At 71.8% G+C, this 23,872-nt stretch carries 19 protein-coding genes and 5 tRNA genes; 11 read left to right on the forward strand and 13 right to left on the reverse strand.

The window, feature by feature from the left end:
- Positions 1-81 precede the first annotated feature (81 nt).
- Complete coding sequence (locus SALPAC3_RS0106490) at positions 82-1,209, reverse strand: CapA family protein (protein ID WP_018220452.1); 1,128 nt, start codon at positions 1,207-1,209, stop codon at positions 82-84.
- A gap of 210 nt (positions 1,210-1,419) precedes the next feature.
- Here SALPAC3_RS0106490 and SALPAC3_RS0106495 point away from each other — a divergent pair, with 210 nt between their 5' ends.
- The 3 genes from SALPAC3_RS0106495 to SALPAC3_RS0106505 all read left to right on the forward strand — a co-directional run bounded on the left by SALPAC3_RS0106495 (position 1,420) and on the right by SALPAC3_RS0106505 (position 5,607).
- The gene (locus SALPAC3_RS0106495) at positions 1,420-2,244 is read left to right on the forward strand and encodes a universal stress protein (RefSeq protein WP_018220453.1); all 825 of its coding nucleotides are present in this window, start codon (positions 1,420-1,422) and stop codon (positions 2,242-2,244) included.
- Between the two features lie 97 nt (positions 2,245-2,341).
- Positions 2,342-4,744, forward strand: a complete 2,403-nt coding sequence (locus SALPAC3_RS0106500; RefSeq protein WP_018220454.1) for a phosphoketolase family protein — start codon at positions 2,342-2,344, stop codon at positions 4,742-4,744.
- Positions 4,741-5,607, forward strand: a complete 867-nt coding sequence (locus SALPAC3_RS0106505) for a universal stress protein (RefSeq protein WP_018220455.1) — start codon at positions 4,741-4,743, stop codon at positions 5,605-5,607. Before SALPAC3_RS0106500 ends, SALPAC3_RS0106505 begins: the two co-directional genes overlap by 4 nt.
- A gap of 6 nt (positions 5,608-5,613) precedes the next feature.
- Here SALPAC3_RS0106505 and SALPAC3_RS0106510 read toward each other — a convergent pair whose 3' ends face one another.
- Positions 5,614-7,506 (reverse strand): heavy metal translocating P-type ATPase, encoded by a 1,893-nt coding sequence (locus tag SALPAC3_RS0106510; RefSeq protein WP_018220456.1) that lies wholly within the window; start codon positions 7,504-7,506, stop codon positions 5,614-5,616.
- Positions 7,507-7,741: 235 nt separating this feature from the next.
- Here SALPAC3_RS0106510 and SALPAC3_RS0106515 point away from each other — a divergent pair, with 235 nt between their 5' ends.
- Both SALPAC3_RS0106515 and SALPAC3_RS0106520 read left to right on the forward strand, forming a co-directional pair.
- Positions 7,742-8,758, forward strand: a complete 1,017-nt coding sequence (locus SALPAC3_RS0106515; RefSeq protein WP_408640400.1) for an Acg family FMN-binding oxidoreductase — start codon at positions 7,742-7,744, stop codon at positions 8,756-8,758.
- Positions 8,759-8,800: 42 nt separating this feature from the next.
- Positions 8,801-10,522 (forward strand): sensor histidine kinase, encoded by a 1,722-nt coding sequence (locus SALPAC3_RS0106520; RefSeq protein ID WP_018812527.1) that lies wholly within the window; start codon positions 8,801-8,803, stop codon positions 10,520-10,522.
- Between the two features lie 33 nt (positions 10,523-10,555).
- Here SALPAC3_RS0106520 and SALPAC3_RS0106525 read toward each other — a convergent pair whose 3' ends face one another.
- Positions 10,556-11,194 (reverse strand): response regulator, encoded by a 639-nt coding sequence (locus SALPAC3_RS0106525; RefSeq protein ID WP_018214694.1) that lies wholly within the window; start codon positions 11,192-11,194, stop codon positions 10,556-10,558.
- A 278-nt stretch (positions 11,195-11,472) separates the two neighbouring features.
- On the opposite strand from SALPAC3_RS0106525, the gene SALPAC3_RS0106530 reads away from it, so the two are divergent.
- Positions 11,473-12,447 (forward strand): Acg family FMN-binding oxidoreductase, encoded by a 975-nt coding sequence (locus tag SALPAC3_RS0106530; RefSeq protein WP_018220459.1) that lies wholly within the window; start codon positions 11,473-11,475, stop codon positions 12,445-12,447.
- 60 nt (positions 12,448-12,507) lie between these two features.
- Here the strand turns inward: SALPAC3_RS0106530 and SALPAC3_RS0106535 are convergent, their stop codons facing one another.
- The 8 genes from SALPAC3_RS0106535 to SALPAC3_RS0106570 form a co-directional block, all read right to left on the reverse strand.
- Entirely contained in the window at positions 12,508-13,500 is a 993-nt protein-coding gene (locus tag SALPAC3_RS0106535; protein WP_018220460.1) for an NAD-dependent epimerase/dehydratase family protein, read from the reverse strand.
- Positions 13,501-13,635: 135 nt separating this feature from the next.
- Positions 13,636-15,660 carry a discoidin domain-containing protein gene (locus SALPAC3_RS0106540; protein ID WP_018220461.1) on the reverse strand — a complete coding sequence of 675 codons (2,025 nt, stop codon included), beginning with the start codon at positions 15,658-15,660 and terminating at the stop codon, positions 13,636-13,638.
- A 62-nt stretch (positions 15,661-15,722) separates the two neighbouring features.
- Entirely contained in the window at positions 15,723-16,364 is a 642-nt protein-coding gene (locus SALPAC3_RS0106545; protein ID WP_018220462.1) for a hypothetical protein, read from the reverse strand.
- Between the two features lie 384 nt (positions 16,365-16,748).
- Positions 16,749-16,820: transfer RNA gene (locus SALPAC3_RS0106550), tRNA-Val, on the reverse strand.
- A gap of 37 nt (positions 16,821-16,857) precedes the next feature.
- Positions 16,858-16,930 (reverse strand) — tRNA-Gly (locus SALPAC3_RS0106555).
- Positions 16,931-17,321: 391 nt separating this feature from the next.
- A tRNA-Val gene (locus SALPAC3_RS0106560) sits at positions 17,322-17,396 on the reverse strand.
- Between the two features lie 12 nt (positions 17,397-17,408).
- Positions 17,409-17,479 (reverse strand) — tRNA-Cys (locus SALPAC3_RS0106565).
- Positions 17,480-17,513: 34 nt separating this feature from the next.
- A tRNA-Gly gene (locus SALPAC3_RS0106570) sits at positions 17,514-17,586 on the reverse strand.
- 271 nt (positions 17,587-17,857) lie between these two features.
- Here SALPAC3_RS0106570 and SALPAC3_RS0106575 point away from each other — a divergent pair.
- The 3 genes from SALPAC3_RS0106575 (at position 17,858) to SALPAC3_RS0106585 (ending at position 20,425) form a co-directional block, all read left to right on the forward strand.
- On the forward strand, positions 17,858-18,460 hold the full coding sequence (locus SALPAC3_RS0106575; protein WP_018220463.1) for a TetR/AcrR family transcriptional regulator: 603 nt from the start codon (positions 17,858-17,860) through the stop codon (positions 18,458-18,460).
- Between the two features lie 101 nt (positions 18,461-18,561).
- Positions 18,562-19,230 carry a class I SAM-dependent methyltransferase gene (locus SALPAC3_RS0106580; protein ID WP_026185298.1) on the forward strand — a complete coding sequence of 223 codons (669 nt, stop codon included), beginning with the start codon at positions 18,562-18,564 and terminating at the stop codon, positions 19,228-19,230.
- A gap of 1 nt (position 19,231) precedes the next feature.
- The gene (locus SALPAC3_RS0106585) at positions 19,232-20,425 is read left to right on the forward strand and encodes a cytochrome P450 (RefSeq protein ID WP_018220465.1); all 1,194 of its coding nucleotides are present in this window, start codon (positions 19,232-19,234) and stop codon (positions 20,423-20,425) included.
- A gap of 57 nt (positions 20,426-20,482) precedes the next feature.
- Here SALPAC3_RS0106585 and bioD read toward each other — a convergent pair whose 3' ends face one another.
- Together bioD and SALPAC3_RS0106595 are read right to left on the reverse strand one after the other, a co-directional pair.
- Complete coding sequence (bioD, locus tag SALPAC3_RS0106590; RefSeq protein ID WP_018220466.1) at positions 20,483-21,223, reverse strand: dethiobiotin synthase; 741 nt, start codon at positions 21,221-21,223, stop codon at positions 20,483-20,485.
- Positions 21,211-22,347, reverse strand: coding sequence for an 8-amino-7-oxononanoate synthase (locus SALPAC3_RS0106595; protein WP_018220467.1), 1,137 nt, complete (start codon positions 22,345-22,347; stop codon positions 21,211-21,213). Before SALPAC3_RS0106595 ends, bioD begins: the two co-directional genes overlap by 13 nt.
- A gap of 184 nt (positions 22,348-22,531) precedes the next feature.
- On the opposite strand from SALPAC3_RS0106595, the gene bioB reads away from it, so the two are divergent.
- Both bioB and bsaP read left to right on the forward strand, forming a co-directional pair.
- Entirely contained in the window at positions 22,532-23,527 is a 996-nt protein-coding gene (gene bioB / locus SALPAC3_RS0106600; RefSeq protein WP_018220468.1) for a biotin synthase BioB, read from the forward strand.
- 11 nt (positions 23,528-23,538) lie between these two features.
- The gene (bsaP, locus tag SALPAC3_RS0106605) at positions 23,539-23,790 is read left to right on the forward strand and encodes a biotin synthase auxiliary protein BsaP (RefSeq protein WP_033669771.1); all 252 of its coding nucleotides are present in this window, start codon (positions 23,539-23,541) and stop codon (positions 23,788-23,790) included.
- Positions 23,791-23,872 lie beyond the last annotated feature (82 nt).

The following is a 23,872-nucleotide window of genomic DNA, read 5'->3' on the forward strand; positions in this document are numbered from 1 at the left end:
GCGCACAAAATCCGCAAATAGGACGAAAGCTATGTTTACCGCCCTACTGCTGAAATGGCGAGGAGAAACGCCCTCGAAGGCTCAGACGCGTACCAGGATCCGGCCGTCAACCACGTCGAAGGCGGTGTCGATCCCCGCCTCGGTCGTGATCTCCGCCAGGTAGTCGCAGACCGCGCGCCCCTCCGGCGTGTCCGCCCGGTACGGCACCGGCTCATGCCCCTCGTTGATGAACACGGGTACGAGGCTGACCCGGTCGATTCGGCCGTCGGTGATATGCAGCCGGACGATCATCGAGTTCCGGCCCTCCTCCCGCAGATCCCGGCCGGGGGCGAGTTTCTGGTGGAGCCGGTTCGCCTTCTCGAACCACTCCTTGCTGTACGACTGCCACCAGCGCTCGTTGATCTCAAAGGCGAAGTTGCCCAGGCTGTAGAAGATGACCTTGCCTCGGTAGACCTCGACCGGCTTCAGGATGTGGGGGTGGTGCCCGATCACGGCGTCGGCGCCGGCGTCAATCGCCGCGTGAGCCACCGTCGGCTGGTAGTCCGCGAGCCGTGAGCGCTGGAAGTGCAGGCCCCAGTGGAGTGACACGACCAGCACCTCCACCTGGTCACGCAGCTTTTCGATGTCCGCGACGAATGCCGCCAGGTCGGATTCGTCCGGCTGGGTCTTGATCAGGGGTGGGCCGCCGGGCTGGTCATACTCGAACGGTTCGTAGTGGGTCATCGCCCGCATCGGCGACACGCCGTGCTTGTTCGGCCCGGCGTAGTAGCCCTCCGGTGCGACCGAACAGTAGGCCAGGAACCCGACCCGCGTACCGTCGCGTTCGATGATCCCGGGCCGGCGCGCCTCGTCGATATCCGCCCCCGCGCCCACCACGGTAACGCCGTTGCGGCGACACCGCTCGATGCAGTCGAGCAGCGCGTCAGCTCCCCAGTCGCCGGTGTGGTTGCTCGCCATCGAGATCACGTTGTAGCCCGCGTGCGGTATCGCCGCGAGGTTCTCCACGTCGTGCGGGACGCCGCCGCGTGGGCCGGACGAACCCAGCGACCCCTGGTCGGAGTAGGCGGTCTCCAGTTGGCCGAAGGTGATATCGGCCCCGACCAGATGGTCTCGCACATGACGGAACATGTCGTGCGGACGGTCCCGGAGGATGAGCAGGTCACCGGTGGCGGCGACGACAATCTCCGGAATCTCCTGGTTCGTGCCCACGTTCGGACGCTAGCACTGTCGGTAACCGTCCGGCCGCTCGATCGCGGTGTCTGGGCGGCGGGAAGCCCCAGCCGGCCTCCGGTTCCACCGCCCCACCCCGGTGCCGGCAATCCCGGTCGCGTGGGCTGCACGATCCCGCCCCGGCGCCGCGCTGCCCGGACTAGCCTCGGGACGGAGGCCGGGGGCGACTCCCGCGGAGGTGATGCCGACATGGCCGCAGCCAACGACGCGCCGGTGCTCGTCGCGGTCGGCTCCGAACGGGACCTGCCGCTGGTCGAGCTCGCCGCGCGGGAAGCGGCCGCGTTCGAGCACCCCCTACAGCTGATCCACACCTTCGACTGGGGGGCCGCCTTCGAGGCGGAGTCGGTCGCCGGCACGCACGACGCGGCCGTGGAACTGCTCAATCATGCGGTCAAGGTCGCCCGGGAGGTCGAGGAGACACTGCCGGTAGGCCACGAGATCGCCGAGGGCTCCCGGGTGCAGCCGCTGATTCGCAGGTCGGAGACGGCCTTCCTGGTCGCAGTCGGCGACAGCGGCATGAGCACCAAACAGCTCGGCTGCCCCATCCCCGCCGACACGCCGGCGGTGCAGGTCGTCACCCAGGCCGGCTGCCCAGTGCTGGTGGCCCGCCGCGAACCGCCGGCGAAGGGGCCGGTCCTGGTCGGAGTGGACGGCTCGGTCGCCTCCCAGCAGGCCCTGAAGTGGGCGTTTGACTGCGCCGTCCGGCGGGCCGGCCGCCTGGTCGCCGTCCGGGTGGTGGAGCGCGGCCAAGACGACGCACCGGAGATCCTCGCCGACACGGTGGCGGCGGTCGGCGGCGCAGAGCCGGGCGTGCCGGTGGAGTGCCACACCATCCGGGGCGCTCCGGGCGATGTCCTGGTAGAGCAGTCCCGATCCGCCCAGCTGGTGGTGTTGGCCGCGCGCGGCCAACAGCCCGGCCGAGGAATGATCGGCTCCGCCTGTCAGGCCATGCTCTACCACTCGCCCACGCCCACGGTTGTGGTGCGAGGACTCGCCCCGGCAGAGAGTCCGTGAGACCCGGGACCAACGCCTCTTAACCCGGCGGTAGCCGTCGGCGAGGCTAACCACAACGCCCCGGATGCGCCACACCCGACCGAGAGGCTCAGGTAGCATGAACATCGCAACCGCCCAGCACAGCCCGCTGACCGAGGACGAACTGCGCCGACTGGACGCGTACTGGCGGGCGGCGAACTACCTCACGGTCGGGCAGATCTACCTCCGGAGCAACCCGCTGCTACGCGAGCCGCTGACCGCGGAACACATCAAGCCCCGGCTCCTCGGCCACTGGGGCACCAGCCCCGGCCTGAACCTGCTCTACGCGCACCTCAACCGGGTCATCGTCGCCCGTGACCTGAACGCCATCTACATCACCGGTCCCGGCCACGGCGGTCCCGCGCTCGTGGCGAACACCTGGCTGGAGGGCACCTGGAGCGAGCTCTACCACGGCACCTGCCAGGACGAGGCCGGCATGGCGCAGCTCTTCTGCCAGTTCTCCTTCCCCGGCGGCATTCCCAGCCACGTGGCCGCGGAGGTGCCGGGATCGATTCACGAGGGGGGTGAGCTCGGGTACGCGCTCAGCCACGCCTACGGTGCCGCGTTCGACAACCCGGACCTGCTGGTCGCGTGCGTGATCGGCGACGGCGAGGCGGAGACCGGGCCGCTGGCGGGTAGCTGGCTGTCGAACGTGTTCCTGAACCCGGCCCGCGACGGCGCGGTGCTGCCCATCCTGCACCTCAACGGCTACAAGATCGCCAACCCGACGGTGTTGGACCGGCTCCCCGAGTCCGACCTGCTGGATCTGATGCGCGGGTACGGTCACGAGCCGTACCTGGTGGCCGGGGACGATCCGGCCACGGTGCACCAGGCGCTCGCCGCGACCATGGACCGGGCGCTGGACGAGATCGCCGCCATCCAACAGCAGGCCCGCTCCGGTGGCCGGGTCGAGCGCCCGCGCTGGCCGATGATCGTGCTCCGTACGCCGAAGGGCTGGACCGGCCCGCGCGAGGTCGACGACAACCGGGTGGAGGGCACCCACCGCGCCCACCAGGTGCCGCTGCCGCAGGTGCGCGAGAACCCGCAGCACCTGGCCGAGTTGGAGCGCTGGCTTCGCAGCTACCGCCCGGAGGAGCTCTTCGACGCGACCGGGGCGCCGGTGGCCGAGCTGTTGGACCTGCCGCCGAAGGGCGACCGCCGGATGAGCGCCAACCCGGTCGCCAACGGCGGGCAGGTCCTGCGTGATCTGGTCCTGCCCGACTTCCGCGACTACGCGGTTGACGTGCCACGCCCCGGTACGGCGGTCACCAGCGCCACCGGCACGCTCGGCAGCTGGATCCGCGATGTCATCGCCGCGAACCCGGAGACGTTCCGGCTCTTCGGCCCGGACGAGGTGGCCTCCAACCGGCTCGGCGCCGCCTTCGAGGTCACCGACCGGGCCTGGGTGGCGGCCACCGTACCCGGAGACGAGAACCTCTCCCCCGACGGCCGGGTGATGGAGGTGCTCTCCGAGCACCTCTGCCAGGGCTGGCTGGAGGGGTACCTGCTGACCGGCCGGCACGGCCTCTTCACCAGCTACGAGGCGTTCATCCACATCGTTGACTCGATGGTCAACCAGCACGCCAAGTGGCTGAAGGTGACCCGGGGCATCCCCTGGCGGCAGCCGGTGGCCTCGCTGAACTACCTGCTCTCCAGCCACGTCTGGCGGCAGGACCACAACGGCTTCTCGCACCAGGACCCGGGCTTCATCGACCATGTCGTGAACAAGAAGGCCGAGGTGGTCCGGGTCTACCTGCCACCGGACGGGAACACCCTGCTCTCCACGATGAGCCACTGCCTGCGCAGCCGGCACTACATCAACGTGGTGGTCGCGGGGAAGCAACCCACACCGAGCTGGCTGTCGATGGATGAGGCGGTCCTGCACTGCCGGCGCGGGATCGGCATCTGGGACTGGGCCAGCAACGACGGCGGTACGGAACCGGACGTGGTACTCGCCTGCGCCGGGGACGTCCCGACGCTGGAGACCCTCGCGGCGGTCGACCTGCTGCACCAGCACCTGCCCGAGTTGAGGGTTCGGGTGGTCAACGTGGTTGACCTGATGCGCCTGCAACCGTCGAGCGAGCACCCGCACGGGCTGCCGGACTCGGAGTTCGACACCATCTTCACCACCGACAAGCCGATCATCTTCGCGTACCACGGCTACCCGTGGCTCATCCACCGCCTGACCTACCGGCGGACCAACCACTCCAACCTGCACGTTCGCGGCTACAAGGAGGAGGGCACCACCACCACTCCGTTCGACATGGTGATGCTCAACGACCTGGACCGGTTCCACCTGGTCATCGACGTGATCGATCGGGTACCCGGGCTCGGCGCGCGGGCGGCGCACCTGCGGCAGGAGATGGTCGACGCCCGCCAGTCGTGCCGGGACTACACCCGCCGGCACGGCGCCGACGACCCGCGGGTGGCGCAGTGGCGGTGGGTCCGCGAGACGAACGCCGACCTGGGCGACCACCAGTGAACGGAACCGAGATCCTGGTCGGCTACGACGGCTCGCCGGACGCGGTCCGGGCCCAGGAGTGGGCCCGGGCCGAGGCCGCCCAAAGGGGACGGTCGGTGCACCTCGCGTACGTCTTCGAGTGGCTCACCATGGCCGGGTGGACCGGCCCTGGTGGGGGGCCCAGCATCTGGCCCGACGACACCGCTCGGCGGCAGGCGGAGGAGTTGGTCCGGCAGGCCGCCGCGGACGCGACCAGCCCGGAGCTGACCGTCACCGGTGCGCTGTACGAGGGGCCGCCCGCGCTGGTGCTCCAGGAGCTCTCGGCGCGGGCTGGCCTGCTGGTAGTCGGTACGCGCGGGCTTGGCGGCTTCGCCGGCCTGCTGGTCGGTTCGACGGCGGGATCCGTGGCCGCACACGCCCACTGCCCGGTGGTGGTGGTCCGCGGGGACGCCGACCGCCGGGGTCGGAACGGGCACGTCGCGGCCGGGGTGGACGGCTCGGAGCAGTCGCTGCTCGCCCTGGGCTTCGCGGTCGAGCAGGCCGCCGCCCGGAAGGTACCGCTACACGTGCTGCGCGCGTGGCATTCGCCGCCGGGTCAGCGCCCGCCGCCCGCACCGGATGCCCGAGCGGGTGCCCAGGCGGCCCGCTCCGAGTTGGAGGAGGCACTGGCCCGCTGGCGACGAGCGTTCCCGGATCTCCAGATCACGGTGGAGGTGGCCGAGGGCAATCCGGCCGAGTTGCTCGTGACGGCCAGCCGCAACGCCCAGCTGGTCGTGGTCGGCAGCCGAGGCCACGGTGGCCTGGCCGGGATGCTGCTCGGCTCGGTCAGCCAACAGCTGCTACACCACGCGCACTCCCCGGTCGCCGTGGTCCGCGAACGCTGAGGTCGGTCACCGTCGGCGGAGGCTGGTCAGGGTGCCCGGGCCGAGCAGGGCACGCAACGCGTTGAGGATCACCAGCACGTCGATGCCCTCCTGAAGGAAGGCACCGGCCACCGGCGGCACCCGGCCGATGGCGGCGGCGAACATGGCCAGCACGGCGAGCCCCATGCCCACTGTGGCGCTCTGCACGGCGATGCGGCGCGCGTACCGGGCGATCTCCACCGCGTCGGCCAGCCGCTCCAGCCGGTCAACGGTGAGCACCGCGTCGGCGACGTCCGCCGACGCGGTGGCCCCGGTGGCGCCCATCGCCACGCCGACATCCGCGGTGGCCAGGGCGGGGGCGTCGTTCACCCCATCGCCCACCATCACCGTGACCGCCCGGTCCACCTCGGCGCGGACCCGGTCCGCCTTCTCGGCCGGTGCGCAGCGGGCGAGAACGTCGTCCACCCCGACCTCTCGGGCTACCCGGCGGGCGGTGGCCGGCTGGTCGCCGGTGACCATGACGATCCGGCGCAACCCCGCCGCCCGCAGCCGGCCGACCGTACGCGACGCGTCGGACCGGACCGGATCCGCCAGCAGGATCACGCCGAGCGGCCCGTCGGCCGCACCGACCCACACCAGCGAGTGCCCGGCCTCCTCGGCGCGGTCCCGGGCCGTGGCCGCCCACGGTGGCGGTGTGCTGTCGAGCTGCCCCACCCACAGGTCACGGCCCTCCACCCGCCCGCGTACGCCCCGGCCCGGCTCCTCGGTGACCCCCGTTGGCTCGGCGAGTCCGAGCTCTCGCTCCCGCGCCCCCTCCACCAGGGCGGTGGCCAGCACATGCGGGGAGAGCTGCTCCACGGAGGCGGCGAGGCGCAGCACCTCGTCGGCCGTGGTCCCCGGGGCCGGCACCGTCTCGGCCACCTTGGGCCGGCCGGCGGTCAGGGTTCCGGTCTTGTCCACCAGCAGGGTGCGGGCCCGGCCGAGCAGTTCGAGCGAGCCGCCGTCGCGGACCAGGACCCCGTGCCGGGCGGTACGGGACAGCCCAGAGACGATGGCGATCGGGGTGGCCAGCAGCAGTGGGCAGGGCGTGGCCACCACCAGGACCGCCACCGCCCGGACCAGGTCGCCGGAGACCAGCCAGCCCAGCCCGGCGAGCAGCAGGGTGAACGGAACGAAGGCGACGGCGTATCGGTCGGCCAGCCGGACCGTCGGCGCCTTCTGTGCGGTGGCCTCCCGGGCCAGCCGCACGATCCCGGCGTACGTGCTGGAGGCCGCGTCCGCGGTCGCCCGCAGCCCGAAGGCGGCACCGGCGTTCACCACACCGCTGCCCACCCGATCCCCCGGGGCACGGTGGACCAGCCGCGACTCTCCCGTCACCACCGACTCGTCGAGCGTGGCCGCCGCCGTGGGCTGCCCGTCGACCGGTACCACGTCGCCGGGGCCGACCAGCAGTTCGTCGCCGGCGACAACCTGGTCTGCCGGGACCACCTCGATCGTCCCGTCCGGGGCGCGTCGGCGCGCGGTACGCGGGGCGTGCGCGAGCAGCGCACGGAGGTCGCGGGTCGCCCGCCCCTGGGCGTACGCCTCCAGCGTCCGGCCGGTGGCCACCATCACCGCGATCACCGCCCCGGCCAGGTACTCCGCCACGACGAGCGCGCCCGCCAGCGCGAGGACGGCGATCACGTCGACGCCGTACCGCCGGTGCCAGAGCTCACGCAGCATCGACCCGACGGCCGGCACCAGCGCGGCCACGGTGGCGGCGGCCCAGAGTAGGTCAGCGAGGCCGGACCGGTCGGCGAGCCACGCCACCACGCCAGCGAGCACCAGCGCGGTCAGCCCGCCCAGCGGCACCCAGAGCAGCCGGCCGCCCGGCCCGGACCGCGCCGGTTGCTCGGGCCCGCACTCCGGCTCCGCCGCCATCACCGAAATCGTCCCAGCGGATCGGGCGGGTGGGCGGTGCATCACCGAACCCACCGGGCAAAATCGGTCCAGCGGATCACCGAGGTGGGCAGTGCGTCACCCGGGTCGAATGGTCCGGCGGCGACGGGACCTGCGCCCCGTGCGATCGGCGGGCGAATGTCGCAGGATGGATCGGCAACCGCACCCAGGTGCCCTCCGGGTGCGGCACGATGTGTTCGAGGGAAGGGTCGAGAGCATGAGCCAGACGGACCACGCGCTGACCACCGCGCTCGCGCAGGCCGCCGCGACCGCCGGTCGCGCCCCCTCGGTGCACAACACCCAACCGTGGCGGTGGCGGGTCCTGCCCGACGCGCTGGAGCTGCGGGTGGTCCGCGACCGGCAGCTCACCGCCACCGACCCGGAGGGGCGGTTGCTCGTCCTGAGCTGCGGTGCGGCGCTGCACCACGCCCAGGTCGCGTTGGCCGCCGAGGGATGGCAGGCGGCGGTGGAGCGAATCCCCGACCCGGATCAGGTGGAGCGGACCCCCGACCCGGATGATCCGGACCTGCTGGCCCGGCTCACCGGCCTGACCCGGGTGGGGACGGACCCCGAGGCCATGCACCTGGTGCAGTGCATGCGAATCCGGCACACCGATCGCCGACCGGTTGGTGACGAACCGATCACCGACTCGGCCCTGACCGAGATCACCGAGGCGGCCACCGCCACCGGGGTCCGGCTTCAGCAACTTAACCGGGACCAGGTGTTGCAGCTGGCGACCGCCGCGTCCCAGGCCGACACCGTGGAGTCGGAGGATCCCCGGCTGCGCGCGGAACTGGCGTACTGGACCAGCCGGGCCGACGATGTCGGTCTGCCGGCGGCGGTGTTGCCGGAGTCGCCTCCGCAGACCACCGTGCCCGGCCGGGACTTCGGCCGGGCCGGCACGCTGCCGGTGGGGCCCGGTCATGACCAGGCCGCCGCGTACGCGCTGCTCTACGGCGACGAGGACGAGCCCAGCACCTGGTTGCGAGCCGGTGAGGCGCTGTCGGCGAGTTGGCTCACGGCGACCCGGCTCGGCGTCTCGGTGGTGCCGTTGAGCGGGGTGATCGAGGTTCCGGGCACCCGCGCGGAGCTGCGCGGGGTACTCGCCGGCATGGGATACCCGTATCTCGTGCTGCGCCTGGGCCGCGCGGATCCGACGCACGCCGGCCCGCCGCACACGCCGCGGCTCGCGGTGGAACAGGTGGTGGACACCACAGCGGTCCGCGGAACCTGACGGGCGTGTCACGTCCCTGGTCGGCGACGTTAGCATCGGCCGGTGACACCGAGTCCCGAACACGAACCGCACGCCACCCCTTCGCTCGGGTTGACCCCGTTGTCCCGGGTCGACCTGGACGAGCTGCTGCAGGAGATGCTGGAGCGGGTCAGCCAGGTGGTCACCAGTCGGGAACGGCTGCGGGCCCTGCTCGACGCGGTGGTCGGCATCAGCACCGACCTGGACCTGCGCAGCACGCTGCAACGCATCGTCGAGGCCGCCGCCGAGCTGGCCGGGGCCCGCTACGGCGCGCTCGGCGTCCTCAGCCGGGACCGGACGCTGCACGACTTCGTCATCCACGGTGTCGACGACGAGCAGCGCGCCAAGATCGGTGACCTGCCGCACGGCCGAGGCGTCCTCGGCCTGCTGATCGACGATCCGCGCCCGGTGCGGATGCCCGACATCACCCAGCACCCCGCCTCCTACGGTTTCCCGCCGCACCATCCGCCGATGCACAGCTTCCTCGGGGTGCCGGTGCGGATCCGGGACCAGGTCTTCGGCAACCTCTACCTGGCCGAGAAGCGGGACGCGGCCGAGTTCACCGAGGACGACGAGGAGATCGTGGTGGCGCTGGCCGCAGCGGCCGGGGTGGCGATCGAGAACGCCCGCCTCTACGAGCTGGAACACCGGCGGGAGCGGTGGCTGGCCGCCGCCGCCGAGATCACCACGCTGCTGCTCGGCGAGGTCCGCCGTACCGACGCGCTGTCGCTGGTGGCGCGGCGGGCCCGGGAGGTCGCCGAGGCGGAGCTGGCGCTGGTGTTGCTCTATGACCCCGGCGCAGACGCCTTCACCGTTGACGTGGTCGATGGCGCGGGTGAGCAGGCCGCTGCCCTGGTCGGCACCGTCCTACCCGCCGCCGACACCAGCTTCGGCGCCGCCGTCATCCACGGCCGCCACGACCGGGTGGCGGACCTCGCCTATGCCGCGCCCTGGCCGGCGCTGCTGGACACCGGGCCGGCGGTGCTCTCCCCACTGGCGACGGCGGACACCCTGCACGGCGTGCTGGTGGTGGCGTACAGCGCTGACCACGAGGACACCAGCGAGGACGACGTGGCGCTGCTCGGCAGCTTCGCCGCGCAGGCCGCGCTGGCCATGGAGCGGGCTCGGGGCCAGGAGGAGCGGGAGCTGCTGGTGGTCCTGGAGGACCGCGAGCGGATCGCCCGGGACCTGCACGACGTGGTGATTCAGCGGTTGTTCGCCACCGGCCTGCAGTTGCAGAGCGCGGTGCCGATGAGCACCCGCCCCGAACTCGCCAACCGGATCAACGCGGCGGTGGACGACCTGGACGCCACGATCAAGGACATCCGCCGCACCATCTTCGAGCTGCGCACGCCGATGACCGCGCAGCTACGCTCGGAGATCCGGGAGGCGGTCGAGGACGCCGCCGGGTCGCTGGGCTTCCGGCCCGCGCTGGAGTTGGCCGGCCCGATCGACAGCGCCGTCTCGGATGAGCTGCGCCCCGATCTCACGGCCGTGCTGCGGGAGGCGCTGTCGAACACGGTGCGCCATGCCCGGGCCCAGCGGGTCGCGGTCACCGTCCGGGTGGCGGCCGGTCAGGTTTCGGTGACCGTCGCCGACGACGGGATCGGCTGCGATCCGGCCGCCGCCCGGGGCGGGCTGGTCAACCTGCGCGAACGTGCCGAGCGCCACGGCGGGGTATTCGAGGTGCGACCGGAGCACCCGCACGGCACCCGGCTGCACTGGTCCGTGCCGCTGGACAGCTGAGCCGTCAGCGGCATCAGGATCAACCGCGCCGGGTCAGTGGGTCTTGCCGAGCAGGCGGGTGGCGAGTACGGCTGCCTGCGTCCGCCGCTCCAGGCCGAGCTTCGCCAGCATGCTGGAGACGTAGTTCTTCACCGTCTTCTCGGCGAGGAACATCCTGCCGGCGATCTCCCGGTTGGTGAGCCCCTCGGCCACGTACTCCAGGATCCGCCGTTCCTGCTCGGTCAGGGATTTCAGCTCCCGTGGCTGCTCGACGCCGCTGCGAATCCGCTCCAGTACCCGGGTGGTGATCGCGGGGTCGAGCAGCGACTGCCCGGCGGCCACTCGCCGGACCGCGTCCACCAGGTCGGTGCCGCGGATCTGCTTGAGCACGTAGCCGGCCGCGCCGGCCATGATCGCCGCGAAGAGCGCCTCGTCGTCCTCGTACGAGGTGAGAATCAACCCCTTGATCGACGAGTCCAGGGCCCGGATGTCCCGGCACACGTCGATGCCGTTGCCGTCGGGTAGCCGCGCGTCGAGAATCGCTACGTCGGGCCGGAGCGCCGGGATGCGGCGGGCCGCCTCCTGGGCCAGGCCGGACTCGCCGACGACCTCGATGTCACCGCTGGCCGTGAGCAGGTCGGCAAGGCCACGACGGACGACTTCATGGTCGTCGAGTAGGTACACGCGGATCATCCCTTGTTTCTACCCTGCTGGCGGCTGTTCTGCAGGGGTCGAAGGTCCCGACCCGCCCCGGCCGGGCACCCGCTCGGCGGTTCTCACTCCACCGGAACGGACAAGAGGGACAATACGGACAGCACAGGCTGATAGTACGAACGCCGGGAAGCGGTGAGTCTGGGGCAGGACAGTCGGTCCCGCTGGGAAGGGACATCCGGCCCTGGAATCCCGGGCTCCGCCTGGGAGACGGTGGACGAAGCAGCAGCCGTGGCGCGCCAACGGAGGGGAGCGACACCATGGACGCTTACTACAGCCTAGCGCAGCTACGTACCGCCGCCGCCGACGCCATTCGCGCCCCGTCGCTGCACAACACGCAGCCGTGGCGGTTCCGCCTGCGCGACGGCGGGATCGAGGTGCTGGTTGACCCGTCCCGACGGCTGCCCGCCACCGACCCGAACGGCTGGGGTATCCGCATCGCCGCCGGGGCGGCGCTGTTCAACCTCCGGCTCGCCCTGGCCGTCGCGGAGACACCGGCCGCCGTACGGCTACGCCCGTACCCGGCCGAGCCCGATGTGGTGGCCCGGCTGGTCCCGGACGCGCCGCGCCGCCCCACCCCGATCGAGCAGGACCTCCACGCGGCGATCCCCCGCCGGTTCAGCAACCGCGCCCCATTCCAACCCGACCCGGTGCCCGCCGACACCCGGTGGCGGCTCACCGAAGCGGCCCGGGCCGAGGAGTGCTGGCTGGAGCTGCTGATCGGTACGAGCGCGGTGAACGCGTTCGCTGAGATCGCCCGGGGCGCCCACCGGGTGCTGGAGCGCAATCCCGCATACCGCGCCGAGCAGGAGAAGTGGGTCCACCACGACGAGGCCCCCGACGGGGTACCCGCGAACGCCGGCGGTCCACCGTTCGAGCCGCAGGACCTGCTGCCCGCGCGCGCCTTCGGCGGCCGGGAACGCGCCCCCGGCCGCGACTTCGAACCGGAACCCCTCGTCGCGGTGCTCGGCGGCCCCGGCAACACCGCCGTCGACCAGGTCATCGCCGGCCAGGCCCTACAACGTACGCTGCTCACCGCCACCGACGCCGGGCTCTCCGTGTCGATGCTGTCCCAACCCATCGAGGTACCCACCGCCCGGGAGCAGCTGCGGCTCTCGCTGGGCCGCTACGGCACTCCGCAGATGGTGATGCGGATCGGGTACGGCCAACCCGGCTGGCCCACCCCCCGTCGCGACGTCAACGAGGTGCTCGACCTGACCGTCCCCCAGCTCTGACCATCCGGCCGCCCTGACCGGCTGGCCGCACTGACCATCCGGCCGCCGCCCGGCGCGCGGTCAGCGTCCGGCCGACAGCAGCGCCGCCTCCCGGGCCGGGTCCAGGCCCACCGAGGCGCGTTGCGGACGGCCCGCGCGGGGCGGCGCCACGCCAACCGCCCGCAGCCAGGACCAGGTGTCGGCCACGGTGTCGGTCACCGGGCGGCACACCAGTCCGGCGGCGTACGCGGCCCGCACGTCGCGCTCCTGCAACCAGCGGTAGGGATGCCCGGCCGGAATCCAGATCGGCAGGTCGTTCCAGGGCACCACACCCGCTGCCAGAATCCGCTCCGGGTCGATCCAGCGCAGCCGGGCCTCAGCCCCCGTCACCGCCACACAGGCGGCGAGCAACTCCCCCATCGTCGCGTGCCCGGTACGGCTGACCACGTTAAACGTCCCACCGGGCACCTCCGGGTCGAGCAGGAACGCCGCCAGGTCGCGGACGTCAACGTACTGCAGGGCGAGGTCGGCCGGGCCGGGCGCCAGCACCGCACCGCCGCGGGCGGTCCGCTGCAGCCACCACGGCAACCGACCGATGTCCTCACCCGGTCCGAGGATCAGGCCGGCCCGGGCGATCAGCGCCCGCTCGCCGTAGACCTCCCGGACGGCCCGCTCGGCGCCGGCCTTGTTGGCCGCGTAGTCGCCCTCGAAGGCATCGGGCGCGGCGTCGACCACCGGAGCGTCCTCCGCCGACCCCAACGCCACCGGCTCGGCGTAGACCGACCCGCTGGAGACGTAGCCGTAGCGTCCGACCTGCCCGGCCAGCGCCCGCGCCGAATCCCTGACGGCCCGCGGCGCCCCGTCCCAGGTGTCGACGACCAGATCCCACTCCTGACCGGCGAGCGCGGCCAGCCCGCCCGGTGCGGTCCGGTCACCCCGGAGCCGCCGCACACCGGCTGGCGTCGTCCCGTGGCGGCCCCGGTTGAACACCGTCACCTCCCACATTCGGCGCAGCCCCGCGCCGACCACCGCCCCGCCGACGAAACCCGTACCACCCAACACCAGCAGTCTCATGCCTCCACCGTGCCGGCCCCGCGAAGGCTGTGCCTACCGGGTTCTGCCGCCAGCAGTTCTGCTGACGGCAGAAGCGGTCCCGGGCACGGGCCGCGCGTCCGGCGCGGCCGGTGCCCGATGCGGCGGACCGCGACCTCAGCTGGCGTGAACGCCGACCTCCCTCAGCGAGTAGCCCCAGTCGGTACCGCGCTCCTGACCCTGGACGCGGACGTAGCGCACCGGCGTCGGGTCGAAGAAGGCCGTGTCCAGACCACCGTCACCATCCGATATGGAGGACACGGTCTGCCAGGAGCTGCCGTCGGCGCTCACCTCGATCCGGTACGCCTTGGCGTACTCGCCCGCCCACTCCAGGGTGACCCGCCGGACCTGCTGCGCCGAGCCGAGATCCAACCGCAGCCACTGGTCGTCACTCCACCAGCTCGCCCAGCGCGTCGTCGGGTCGCCGTCCACGGCTCGACGGGGGGCGTAGGTGGTGAACGGATACCACGCGGTCGAGCTGGCCGAGGCGGACGACCCGGCGGCGAGGTTGACACCGGGGACGTGGCCCTCCGTGGCGCCCCACATGCCGAGGTACGACTCGGCGCCGCGCAGCAGGTCGTCCACCACCTCCTGACCGCCCAGGATCCGAATCTCCTCCACCCAGTCTGGCACCAGTCCGTAGTGGGCCGCACCGTCAGCGTTGATGTCCCAGGTCCGGTCACCGGTGGTCTGCCGGTCCATGACGGCACCGCCGTGCGCGGACTGGTACGGGTACTGGACCGGGTTCGGGGTGTCCGCGCCCCGGGGGCCGGGCCAGCTACCGAAACCGTTCATGTCGGTGCCGAAGCCGTACCCGACGTCGTAGCTGTCGCGCAGCTCCTTCGTCCGATCCGCGTCCGTGATGAACCGCTCGGCACCGTGCATGTACTGCGTGATGAACCCGCCGAGTCGGTAGACCCGCTCGCTCCAGAGCAGGTCCATCCAGCTGTGCGACGAGACCACACCGGGGTACGACACGGACTCGAAGATGTCCAGGGCCCGGCCGGTGGCCTTGACACTCATGTGGTCGATCTCCACCATCATGTTGCGGTCCATCAGGCCCCGCAGGGCGTACTCGCCGAGGTTGGTCAGCCCGCGGACGTTGCACCGCGCGTCAGACGAGTACGACGGCATCTCGGCGTCGGACGGGAGCAGATCCCCCAGCCCGGGTAGGTCCAGGGAGGCGATGGGGTTGTCCTGCTGCGGCCCCCGGCACTGCTCCGTCGTCCAGAAGGTCCCGGTCGACAGGAACTGCCCGGCGTTGACCGCTATCCCGGTGGTCCCGGAGTCGAATCGGACGCCGCAGAGCGCGTTGTCGAACTTGTGGCACAGGAACACACTGCGTACGCCGAGATCGTGCAGCTCGTCGAGCCCGCGATCGATGTCCTCCTCGTCGCACTGGGCGATGTCCAGGATCTGTTTACAGCCGAACGGCTCGGAGGTCTCGACCCCCAGGACGACGGCGAGCTTGCCCTGTGCGATGACCTCGCGCGCCTGGTCGCTGTCGGTGACGACACGGAACCATCCCTGGCCCGCGCCGCCGTACATCTGGTCGATGTAGTCCTGCATCTCGTAGGTCTTGGCGGCCTGGAGCCGGATCGAGGTCATCTCGTCGCAGCTGCGGTCCTTGAAGAAGTAGACCGAGCAGATCACTCCGTTGGTGACCAGGTGGTTGACCATGACTCGCTGGCCACCACGCCAGGCCCGCTCGATCCAGGCGTAGTAGTTCTGCTGGTGGGTCTGCGAGTCGTGGGCCGGCCAGTCCGCGAACGTCGGCCAGCCGTCGGGGTCGTGCTGGCCGTCACCACCGTTGGTGAGGAAGTCGAACAGGGCCAGGGAGCCGTCGGGGTAGTGCTCCGGGCAGTCCTTGAGCGCGTCGGTGATGCCCGCGTCGGAGAAGGGCTTGCCGCAGAGGAGCCGCCCGCCGAAGGCCTCGTTGGACATGATGTGGTTGTGCGCGTCCACGAAACCGCGCACCTGCCCCTCGGCGTCGGTGCCGGTGAAGGGCGCTCCGGTGACCCCGATCGCGGAGTCGGGCGCCGGCCGGGAGGTCGGCGTCCACCAGTCGGACTCCTCCGCCGCACTGGGCGCCGCCGTGCTGAGCAGCAGCGCGGTCACGGCGAGCAGGACGGTCGCCACCACCGATCGCCGACGGACCGCCCGTCTCCCCACCGCAGATCGCCGCCGGGTCGCTCGGCTCGCCATCAGAGTACCGCCGTGGAGCTGAGCACCGGACTGGGCGAGGGATAGCACGACGTGGGGACGTCGATGATGAGCAAGAAGACCGGCACCCGCGCGGTGAAGGTGAGGCCAGGATCATCGTAGCTACTGCCCGCGATCATCGTCTCGACGGTCGTGCCGGCGGCACCGGCGGTCATGGACAGCGTCAGCATGGGTGGGGTGAAGGTGTTCCCGCCGTCGATCGGTCCGGGGATCGTCACGACGACCCTGCCGTTGGCGACGTGCACGGTGGGCGGTGCGCTTCCCAACCCGGAACCGCCGGAGATCTGCTGTCCGGTCAGGGTCGCGTTCGCCGGAACGGGCACCGACAGTTGGAGGTCCTTGATCTGCTGCACCGTGTATTCGCCCACGGAACTGGGCACGGTGATCGGGGTGGGGGCAAGTTCGACGGTGAAGGAGGCACCGGCGGCGACCGAGGCAGGGGCGACCGCGTCGATGCCGGCCGCCAGGTCGAGGGTCTGTGGCGAGCCGACGGGCGGCCGAGCCTGACAGGCGAAGTTGACGTCGGTGTCGGCAGCCGCCACGGGTGACATGTGGAGCACCGCGAGGGTCAGGCCAACGCCGACCGCTACCAGTGGCCGCAGCCGTCGGGACAGGACAGACATCGTTCCTCCAAAGCAGATGTCGGATCGGTGTGGGCAACACCGGCCAGCCGATGGCTTTCCCGAAGGGTGGTCGTTGTCGAGGTGGGGCGAAGCTGTCGATGGCGGTGGGCCGTAGCAGGCAGGCCTCCCGGCGCTGCCCAGCCGGGTGTCCGCGAGATTACGGATATCCGCCGGGCGAGTCGGCGCCGAACGACGGACTGTTTCAACCTTGATAAACATCGATTAATGACCGAGGCGGCCCGACGCGGCAGTCAGCACGACAGAAAGGCCGAACGACCCCCGAATCCAGGTAGATCGCCGGGATATGCCCGATACATCCCTTGAGGCAGCTCAGGAAAAATAAACAGCCATCTATGGATGGACAACCTGTTCCAGTGTCACGAGTGGGCGATACTGGGTTTGAACCAGTGACCTCTTCCGTGTCAAGGAAGCGCGCTCCCACTGCGCCAATCGCCCTTGCCACCACAACCCAGGACCAGGTGGGCAGCACGCGAGCGGACGACGGGATTCGAACCCGCGACCCTCACCTTGGCAAGGTGATGCGCTACCAGCTGCGCTACGTCCGCGTGCCGCCGAAACCACGCCGACGACGAGCTAACCCTACCCGAGGGCAAGATCGCTGGAGCCGGGTACCCCGGCCAGGCCGACTCGGCCGATCGCCGACAGGAAGGCCGGCGGCCACCACCAGCCGCCCGTACCCCACGACCGACCCTCCGGCGCGCCACTCAGGGTCGAACCACACGACGCGCGCACGCGAACAGGTCGACCCAAGCACGGGCCAACGCCATCACAAGTCGATCGAGACCGCGGTCACCTCAGCCGAGATCCGCATCCCTGGCCAACCTCGCCGCCGCCGGTGGCATCCAATCATCGGTGGCATCTGATCATTTCAGGGTTGACGGAACCAGCGGCAAAAGACTCCGGGCCCGACACCAACGGCGTCGGGCCCGACTCAACTGGTGGGCGATACTGGGTTTGAACCAGTGACCTCTTCCGTGTCAAGGAAGCGCGCTCCCACTGCGCCAATCGCCCTCGATAATGCTGAGGTGGGGACGGGATTTGAACCCGCGTACACGGCTTTGCAGGCCGTTGCCTCGCCTCTCGGCCACCCCACCGGGTTGCCCCCGGTCACACGTGGCGGCATCTCCGAGCGGACGACGGGATTCGAACCCGCGACCCTCACCTTGGCAAGGTGATGCGCTACCAGCTGCGCTACGTCCGCACGTCCCGGCTTCCCGGTGACGGATGAGAACTTTAGCCGAGTCGGCGAGCAGTTGCCAACTCGCCCCCCTCGGCGCGCCCCCGTCACATCTCGCAGGGACAGGACCCACCCGGGACCGGTCGAGCCGCACCACCGCAGTGCCCCGTGGTGCAGCACCGAAGCGCACGCGGAGCAGCACCCGAGAGAACTGTCCTACTTCCGACTACGGTGGGGCGAATTCACCCTGGGTGGTAACAGCTCGTACCCGTTCGGGTGCACTACGGTAGCGGTCGTGACGAGACGTGCGGCCGAGGTCCGCCTGGATGCCCTGCTGCGCACCGCCTGCGACGTGATCGTGGAACGCGGGTTGGCGAACACCCGCACCGCGGACGTGGCCCAGGCGGCCGGGGTGAGTCAGGCACTGGTCTTCTACCATTTCGCCACCAAGGATCGGCTACTCGCCGAGGCGTTCGCGTACGCCGTCGAGCAGGATCTGGCCCGGCTGGACGCGGTGCTGCGCTCCAGCGCCCCGCCGCTGGCCAAGCTCCGCCGACTGGTGCGGCTCTACACCCCCGCCGGCCGCCCCACGTCGTGGGCAATGTGGATCGACGGCTGGGCCGAGTCGTTGCGTACCCCGGAGTTGGAGAAGACCTCCCGCCGGCTGGACCTGCGCTGGCGGCAGGACCTGGCGACGGTGATCGCGGACGGGGTAGCCGACCACACCTTCGAGTGCGCCGACCCGGCTGGCGCCGCGTGGCGGATCAGTGCCGTGATGGACGGTCTCGCCGTCCAACTCGCGGTGCACGACCGGGTGATCTCCCGACGCCAGTTCACGGAGTGGGTACGCCTGGTGACCGCCCGGGAGCTTGGACTCGACCCGGCGCAGCTGGACTGAACGCGGACGGGGCGGGCCGACGCGGGACCCGAGTCGACGCAGCGGAGGATGAGCCGGACCGGGCCGTGACCCCGGCGGTCCGGCTGCGGGAGAATCACTCGGTGTCCGAACTCGCCAGCGCCTTCGTCCGACTGCACGCCCGTCTCGCGCCGGCCCCCTTCGTCCCCGAGGTGCGACTCCACCAGGCCGACGACGCGGTCGGGCTCTGGGAACTGACCGAGGGTGAGTTCCGCAGCGACCAGCCACCCCCCTTCTGGGCCTTCGCCTGGGCCGGTGGGCAGGCCGTCGCCCGATACGTCACCGACCATCCGGACCTGGTCGCCGGTCGGCGGGTACTCGACCTCGCCGCCGGTTCGGGGCTGGTGGCCATCGCCGCGGCCCGGGCCGGCGCCACCGCCGTCCGCGCGGTCGAGGTCGACCCGCTGGCCGTCGCCGCCGTCGCCGTCAACGCCGAGGCCAACGGGGTACGCCTCGACGCCGAGTTGGCCGACATCCTCGACGGCGACGCGGGCGACGCCGAGGTCGTACTCGCCGGAGACGTGTTCTACAGCGCGGCGATGGCGCGGCGGATGCTTCGCTTCCTGCTCACCGCCGCCCGCGCGGGGGCCACGGTGTTGGTCGGCGACCCGGAACGCGCGTTCCTGCCCCGCGACCGCTTCGACCCGCTGGCCAGCTACGAGGTGCCGGTGCCCGAGACGTTGGAGAGCGTACGCGTGAAGCGTGCCACGGTGTGGCGGCTCCGGGCCGGGCTGCCCGGAACGGCCCGCTAGCGTGTCCGCCGTGCTGTTCCGGAGCTGGACGAAGACCGCCGGCACCCACTGGCCGGCCGTCACCCGGGTGGCTGACCAGCAGGGCACCGAACACCTGGTGGTGACCGAGCACGCGCTGGTGCGGCAGGTGCTCACCGACCAGGTGACCTACCGTCCGGACAATGCCCTGGACGCCGTCACCCCGATCCCGGTAGCTGCCCTGCGGGTGCTCGCCGGACACCGCTTCCGCCTCCCCCCAACCCTGGCCAACAACGGTGGCGTGAGCCACCCGGCGATCCGCGCTCTCGTCGCCGACGCACTCCACCCGGCGAAGGTCGCCGCCCAACGGCCCTGGCTGACCGAGCTGGTGGCGGAGCGGGTAGCCGCGATCCGCGCCACCCTCGACTCTGGTGGCTCCGCCGATCTGCACGCCGAGCTCAGCGCCGACCTACCGCTGCTGGTCCTGGCCCGCCTGGTCGAGCTCCCGGACGCCCCGGTCTCCGCGGTGAAGCAGTTCGCCCGTGCGGCGTTGGAGTTGTTCTGGGCCCCGCTGGACGCCGACCGCCAGCTGGCCCTGGCCGACGAGGTCGGCCGGTTCCACCAGGTGCTGCGGGAGTTCGCGGACACCGGCGGTGGGCTGGCCGCCGCCCTGCGGGCCACCGGACACCCGCCGGATGTGCTCGTCGGGGCGCTGTTCTTCCTACTGGTAGCCGGCCAGGAGACCACGTCGCAGTTCCTCACCCTGCTTTTGCACCGGCTGGCCGGCGAGCCGACGGTTCGCGCCGCGCTGCGGGACGGCAGCGTCTCGGTGCCGAACGTGGTCGAGGAGGGGCTGCGGCTGGAGCCACCGATCGTCACCTGGCGTCGGGTCGCCGCCGTGGACAGCACGCTGGGCGGGACCGCCGTGCCAGCGGGCACCAGCGTGCTGCTGTGGCTGGCCCGGGCCGGCCGTGACCCCGCCATCGTGTCGGCGCCCGACGAGTTCCGGCCCGGCCAACGGGGGTCGCGCCGGCATCTGGCCTTCGGGGCGGGCGCCCACCGTTGCCTCGGCGACCAGTTGGCGCGGATGGAGGCGGCGGTGGTGGTCGAACAGGTCTCCCCGCTACTCGACGGGGTAACCGTGGTGCGCGCTCCGTGGTACCCGGACAACCTCACCTTCCGGATGCCCGACGCCTTCGTGATCCGCCGCGGACCAGCCGGCGTAGCGGAGCGCTGACGCCACCTAGCCCAGCGGCAGTGGCCAGCCGGCTCGGCGGAGCAGTGGCCAGCCCGCTCAGCGGACCTCCTCGGCCCAGGCCCGCCAGTCGTCGAGCACCCCGTACAGCGCCGGGGTGAGCCATCCCGGCGCGGACCGCCGGAACACGCCCGGATCGATCGCCCCGGCCCCGGCCGGCAACGCCCCGACCAGGTACGGCACCAGGTCGCTCAGGTTCGCCCAGTGGACCAGTTCCGGCTCGGCCGGCCAGGCACCGAGCAGCACCCCCGCCGGCACCGCCCGGCGTCCCAACGCCTCCAGGGTGAGCGCGGTGTGGTTGAGGGTGCCCAGACCGGCCCGCGCCACCACCACGGCCGGGCAGCCCAGCGACACCGCGAGATCGGCCATCGTCCACGGCTCGCCCGACGGGCGTAGCCCCATCGGCACGAGCAGTCCGCCGGCCCCCTCGACCAGGACCAGGTCGTGCTTGTCGGCCTCCGTGCGGACGGCGTCAACCGCCGTGTACAGCTCCAGTGGCGGCAACTCGGCGACCCGGGCCGCGGCCAGCGGGGCCAGCGGATCGGGGAAGTTCGCCAGCGTCCGCCCGGTCAGCGGCGCGGCGAGCCGGGTGACTTCGTCGATGTCGACCGGGTCGCCGGTGGCCGTACCGGTCTGGCCTGGCTTGACCACCGCGACCCGTAGCCCGGCGGCCTGCGCCGCCGCGGTGACCGCCGCGGTCGCCACGGTCTTGCCGACCCCGGTGTCGGTGCCGGTCACCAGTACCGGCCCCCGCCACGGCGTCGCACTCACGGCGCGCACTCCACGATGACCTCCAGGGCCCGCTCGAAGTCCGCCCGGGGGACACCGACGTTGACGGTCAGCCGGAGCCGGGAGCGGCTGTCCGGGGTGGAGGGGGGACGGAAGCAACCGACCGCGACGCCCCGGTCCCGGCAGTCGGTGGCCCAGGCGATGGCCGCCTCCGGTCCGGGGGCGGTCACCGACACGACGGCCCCCTTCGGCGCCGACCCGGTCAGCCCGGCGGCTCGCAACCGCCGAACGGCGTACGCAACCCGGTCGCCGAGCTCCACCCGCAGCTGCTCGCCCCTCCAGGCGAGCCCCACGGCGGCCCGTACCCCGGCCGCCACCGCCGGCGGCGGGGCGGTGTCGAAGATGAACGTCCGCCCGGTCTCGACCAGGTGCCGGACAAACTCCGCCGGAGCGGCGACGACACCGCCGGCTCCACCCAACGCTTTGGAGAGGGTCGCGGTGATGATCACGTCGGGTTCCCCGGCCAGACCGGCCGCGGTCGCTCCCCCGGCACCACCGGGCCCGACCACGCCGAGCCCGTGGGCGTCGTCAACCAGCAGCAACGCGTTGTGCTCCCGGGCCACCGTGTGCAGCTCGGCGAGAGGAGCGAGGTCCCCGTCAACCGAGAACACCGACTCGGTCACCACCACCGCCGGACGACCCGGCGCGGCGGCGAGCGCGGCCCGGACCGCGTCCACGTCGGCGTGCGGGGTCACCATGGTCTCGGCACCGGAGATCCGACACCCGTCGATCAGCGACGCGTGGTTGTGCGCGTCGGAGACCAGGAGCGTCCGCGGTCGCACCAGGCCTCGGACCGCGCCGACGTTGGCCAGGTAGCCGGAGGAGAAGAGCAGGGCGCGTTCGGCCCCGAGCCAACCGGCGAGGTCCTCTTCGAGAGCGTGGTGCGGTGCGGTGGAGCCGCGCACCAGCCGGGACCCGGTGGCGCCCAGCCCGTACTCGTCGAGCGCCGCGCTGGCCGCCGCGGTCACCACGGGGTGTCTCGACAGACCGAGGTAGTCGTTGCCGGCCAGGTCAACGATGTCGTCGGCGGCGGCCCGGGGGCGGAGGGTGCGGGTCAGCCCCGCCTTGGCGCGCAGCTCGGCTCGGCGGTCCAGGGCCGCAAGCCAGTCCGACACCGCCGCTCCTTCCCCGGCTCCCGCTCGCCGGGCGCCTTCGCCGGGGCGAACGTACCACCTGGCCGGACCCCGCTCCGGCGTGCCGCGCGCCAGCCCCGGCGCGCCGCGCTCCGGTCCCGCTGGTGGTTGGCCCGCGCCGCACCGGGCGCCCCTTCCCACGGCGGCGGCCTTGTAGGGTACGGCCATGCCAGAGATCCTCGACCAGGCCCGCACCCAGGTACTGGAGAACGGCGTCGGCCTCGACGAGGCCGGCGTCCTCGCCGTGCTGAACCTCCCCGACGAGCACCTGCCCGCCGCTCTCCAGCTCGCGCACGAGGTACGCATGCGCTGGTGTGGGCCGGAGGTCGAGGTCGAGGGAATCGTCTCGCTGAAGACCGGCGGCTGTCCGGAAGACTGTCACTTCTGCTCGCAGTCCGGCCTGTTCACCTCGCCGGTCCGCGCGGTGTGGCTGGACATTCCGTCGCTTGTGGAGGCCGCGAAACAGACCGCGAAGACCGGCGCGACCGAGTTCTGCATCGTGGCCGCCGTGCGCGGCCCGGACGACCGGCTGATGCGGCAGCTACGGGAGGGCGTCGCCGCGATCCAGGCGGAGGTCGACATCCAGGTGGCGGCCTCGGTCGGCATGCTCACCCAGGAGCAGGTCGACGAGCTGGTCGAGATGGGCGTACACCGCTACAACCACAATCTGGAAACCTGCCGTTCGTACTTCCCGAACGTGGTCACCACCCACTCCTGGGAGGAGCGCTGGGAGACGCTGCGGATGGTCCGCGAGTCCGGCATGGAGGTGTGCTGCGGCGGCATCCTCGGCCTCGGGGAGAGCGTTGAGCAGCGCGCCGAGTTCGCCGCCCAGCTCGCCGAGCTGGACCCGCACGAGGTCCCGCTGAACTTCCTCAACCCCCGGCCCGGCACCCCGCTCGGGGACCGCTCGGTGGTCGAGGGGAAGGACGCGCTGCGCGCCATCGCCGCGTTCCGGCTCGCCATGCCCCGCACGATCCTCCGGTACGCCGGCGGTCGCGAGCTCACGCTCGGCGATCTGGGTACCCGCAGCGGCCTGCTCGGCGGCATCAACGCGGTGATCGTCGGCAACTACCTGACCACGCTGGGTCGCCCGGCCACCACGGACCTGGAGCTGCTCCAGGACCTGAAGATGCCGGTCAAGGCGCTCTCCGCGACGCTGTGAGCCCGGCCGGGATGAGTGGCGACACGACGGGACCGGCCCCGCTTGGCACGTCGACAGGGTTCGGCGGCCCGGCGGGGGCCGGCGCCTCCTGGTGCGACCGGTGCGGTACGCCGACCGGCGAGGGGGACCACACCGCCTGCCGGGCCGCCCGGCAACTGGAGCCACCCCGCTACTGCGGGCACTGCCGGCGACGGATGAAGGTGCAGGTGCTGCCGGTCGGTTGGGCGGCGGTCTGTGTCGAGCACGGCGAGACACGGGCCTAGGCCACGGCGAGGCACGGGCCTGACCACGTCCGGAGATTCCTCACAATATTTATGATCTTCGATTTAGTCTGGTTATTCGGCC

This window comes from Salinispora pacifica DSM 45544 (assembly GCF_000378845.1).
Lineage (GTDB): Bacteria > Actinomycetota > Actinomycetes > Mycobacteriales > Micromonosporaceae > Micromonospora > Micromonospora pacifica.

What these genes read in the sequence shown, in the direction of transcription:
- SALPAC3_RS0106495 (WP_018220453.1), top strand. Translation starts at nt 1,420, where the DNA reads ATGGCCGCAGCCAACGACGCGCCGGTGCTCGTCGCGGTCGGCTCCGAA.
- SALPAC3_RS0106500 (WP_018220454.1), top strand. Translation starts at nt 2,342, where the DNA reads ATGAACATCGCAACCGCCCAGCACAGCCCGCTGACCGAGGACGAACTG.
- SALPAC3_RS0106510 (WP_018220456.1), bottom strand. Translation starts at nt 7,506, where the DNA reads ATGGCGGCGGAGCCGGAGTGCGGGCCCGAGCAACCGGCGCGGTCCGGG.
- SALPAC3_RS0106515 (WP_408640400.1), top strand. Translation starts at nt 7,742, where the DNA reads ATGAGCCAGACGGACCACGCGCTGACCACCGCGCTCGCGCAGGCCGCC.
- SALPAC3_RS0106525 (WP_018214694.1), bottom strand. Translation starts at nt 11,194, where the DNA reads ATGATCCGCGTGTACCTACTCGACGACCATGAAGTCGTCCGTCGTGGC.
- SALPAC3_RS0106530 (WP_018220459.1), top strand. Translation starts at nt 11,473, where the DNA reads ATGGACGCTTACTACAGCCTAGCGCAGCTACGTACCGCCGCCGCCGAC.
- SALPAC3_RS0106535 (WP_018220460.1), bottom strand. Translation starts at nt 13,500, where the DNA reads ATGAGACTGCTGGTGTTGGGTGGTACGGGTTTCGTCGGCGGGGCGGTG.
- SALPAC3_RS0106545 (WP_018220462.1), bottom strand. Translation starts at nt 16,364, where the DNA reads ATGTCTGTCCTGTCCCGACGGCTGCGGCCACTGGTAGCGGTCGGCGTT.
- bioB (WP_018220468.1), top strand. Translation starts at nt 22,532, where the DNA reads ATGCCAGAGATCCTCGACCAGGCCCGCACCCAGGTACTGGAGAACGGC.
- bsaP (WP_033669771.1), top strand. Translation starts at nt 23,539, where the DNA reads ATGAGTGGCGACACGACGGGACCGGCCCCGCTTGGCACGTCGACAGGG.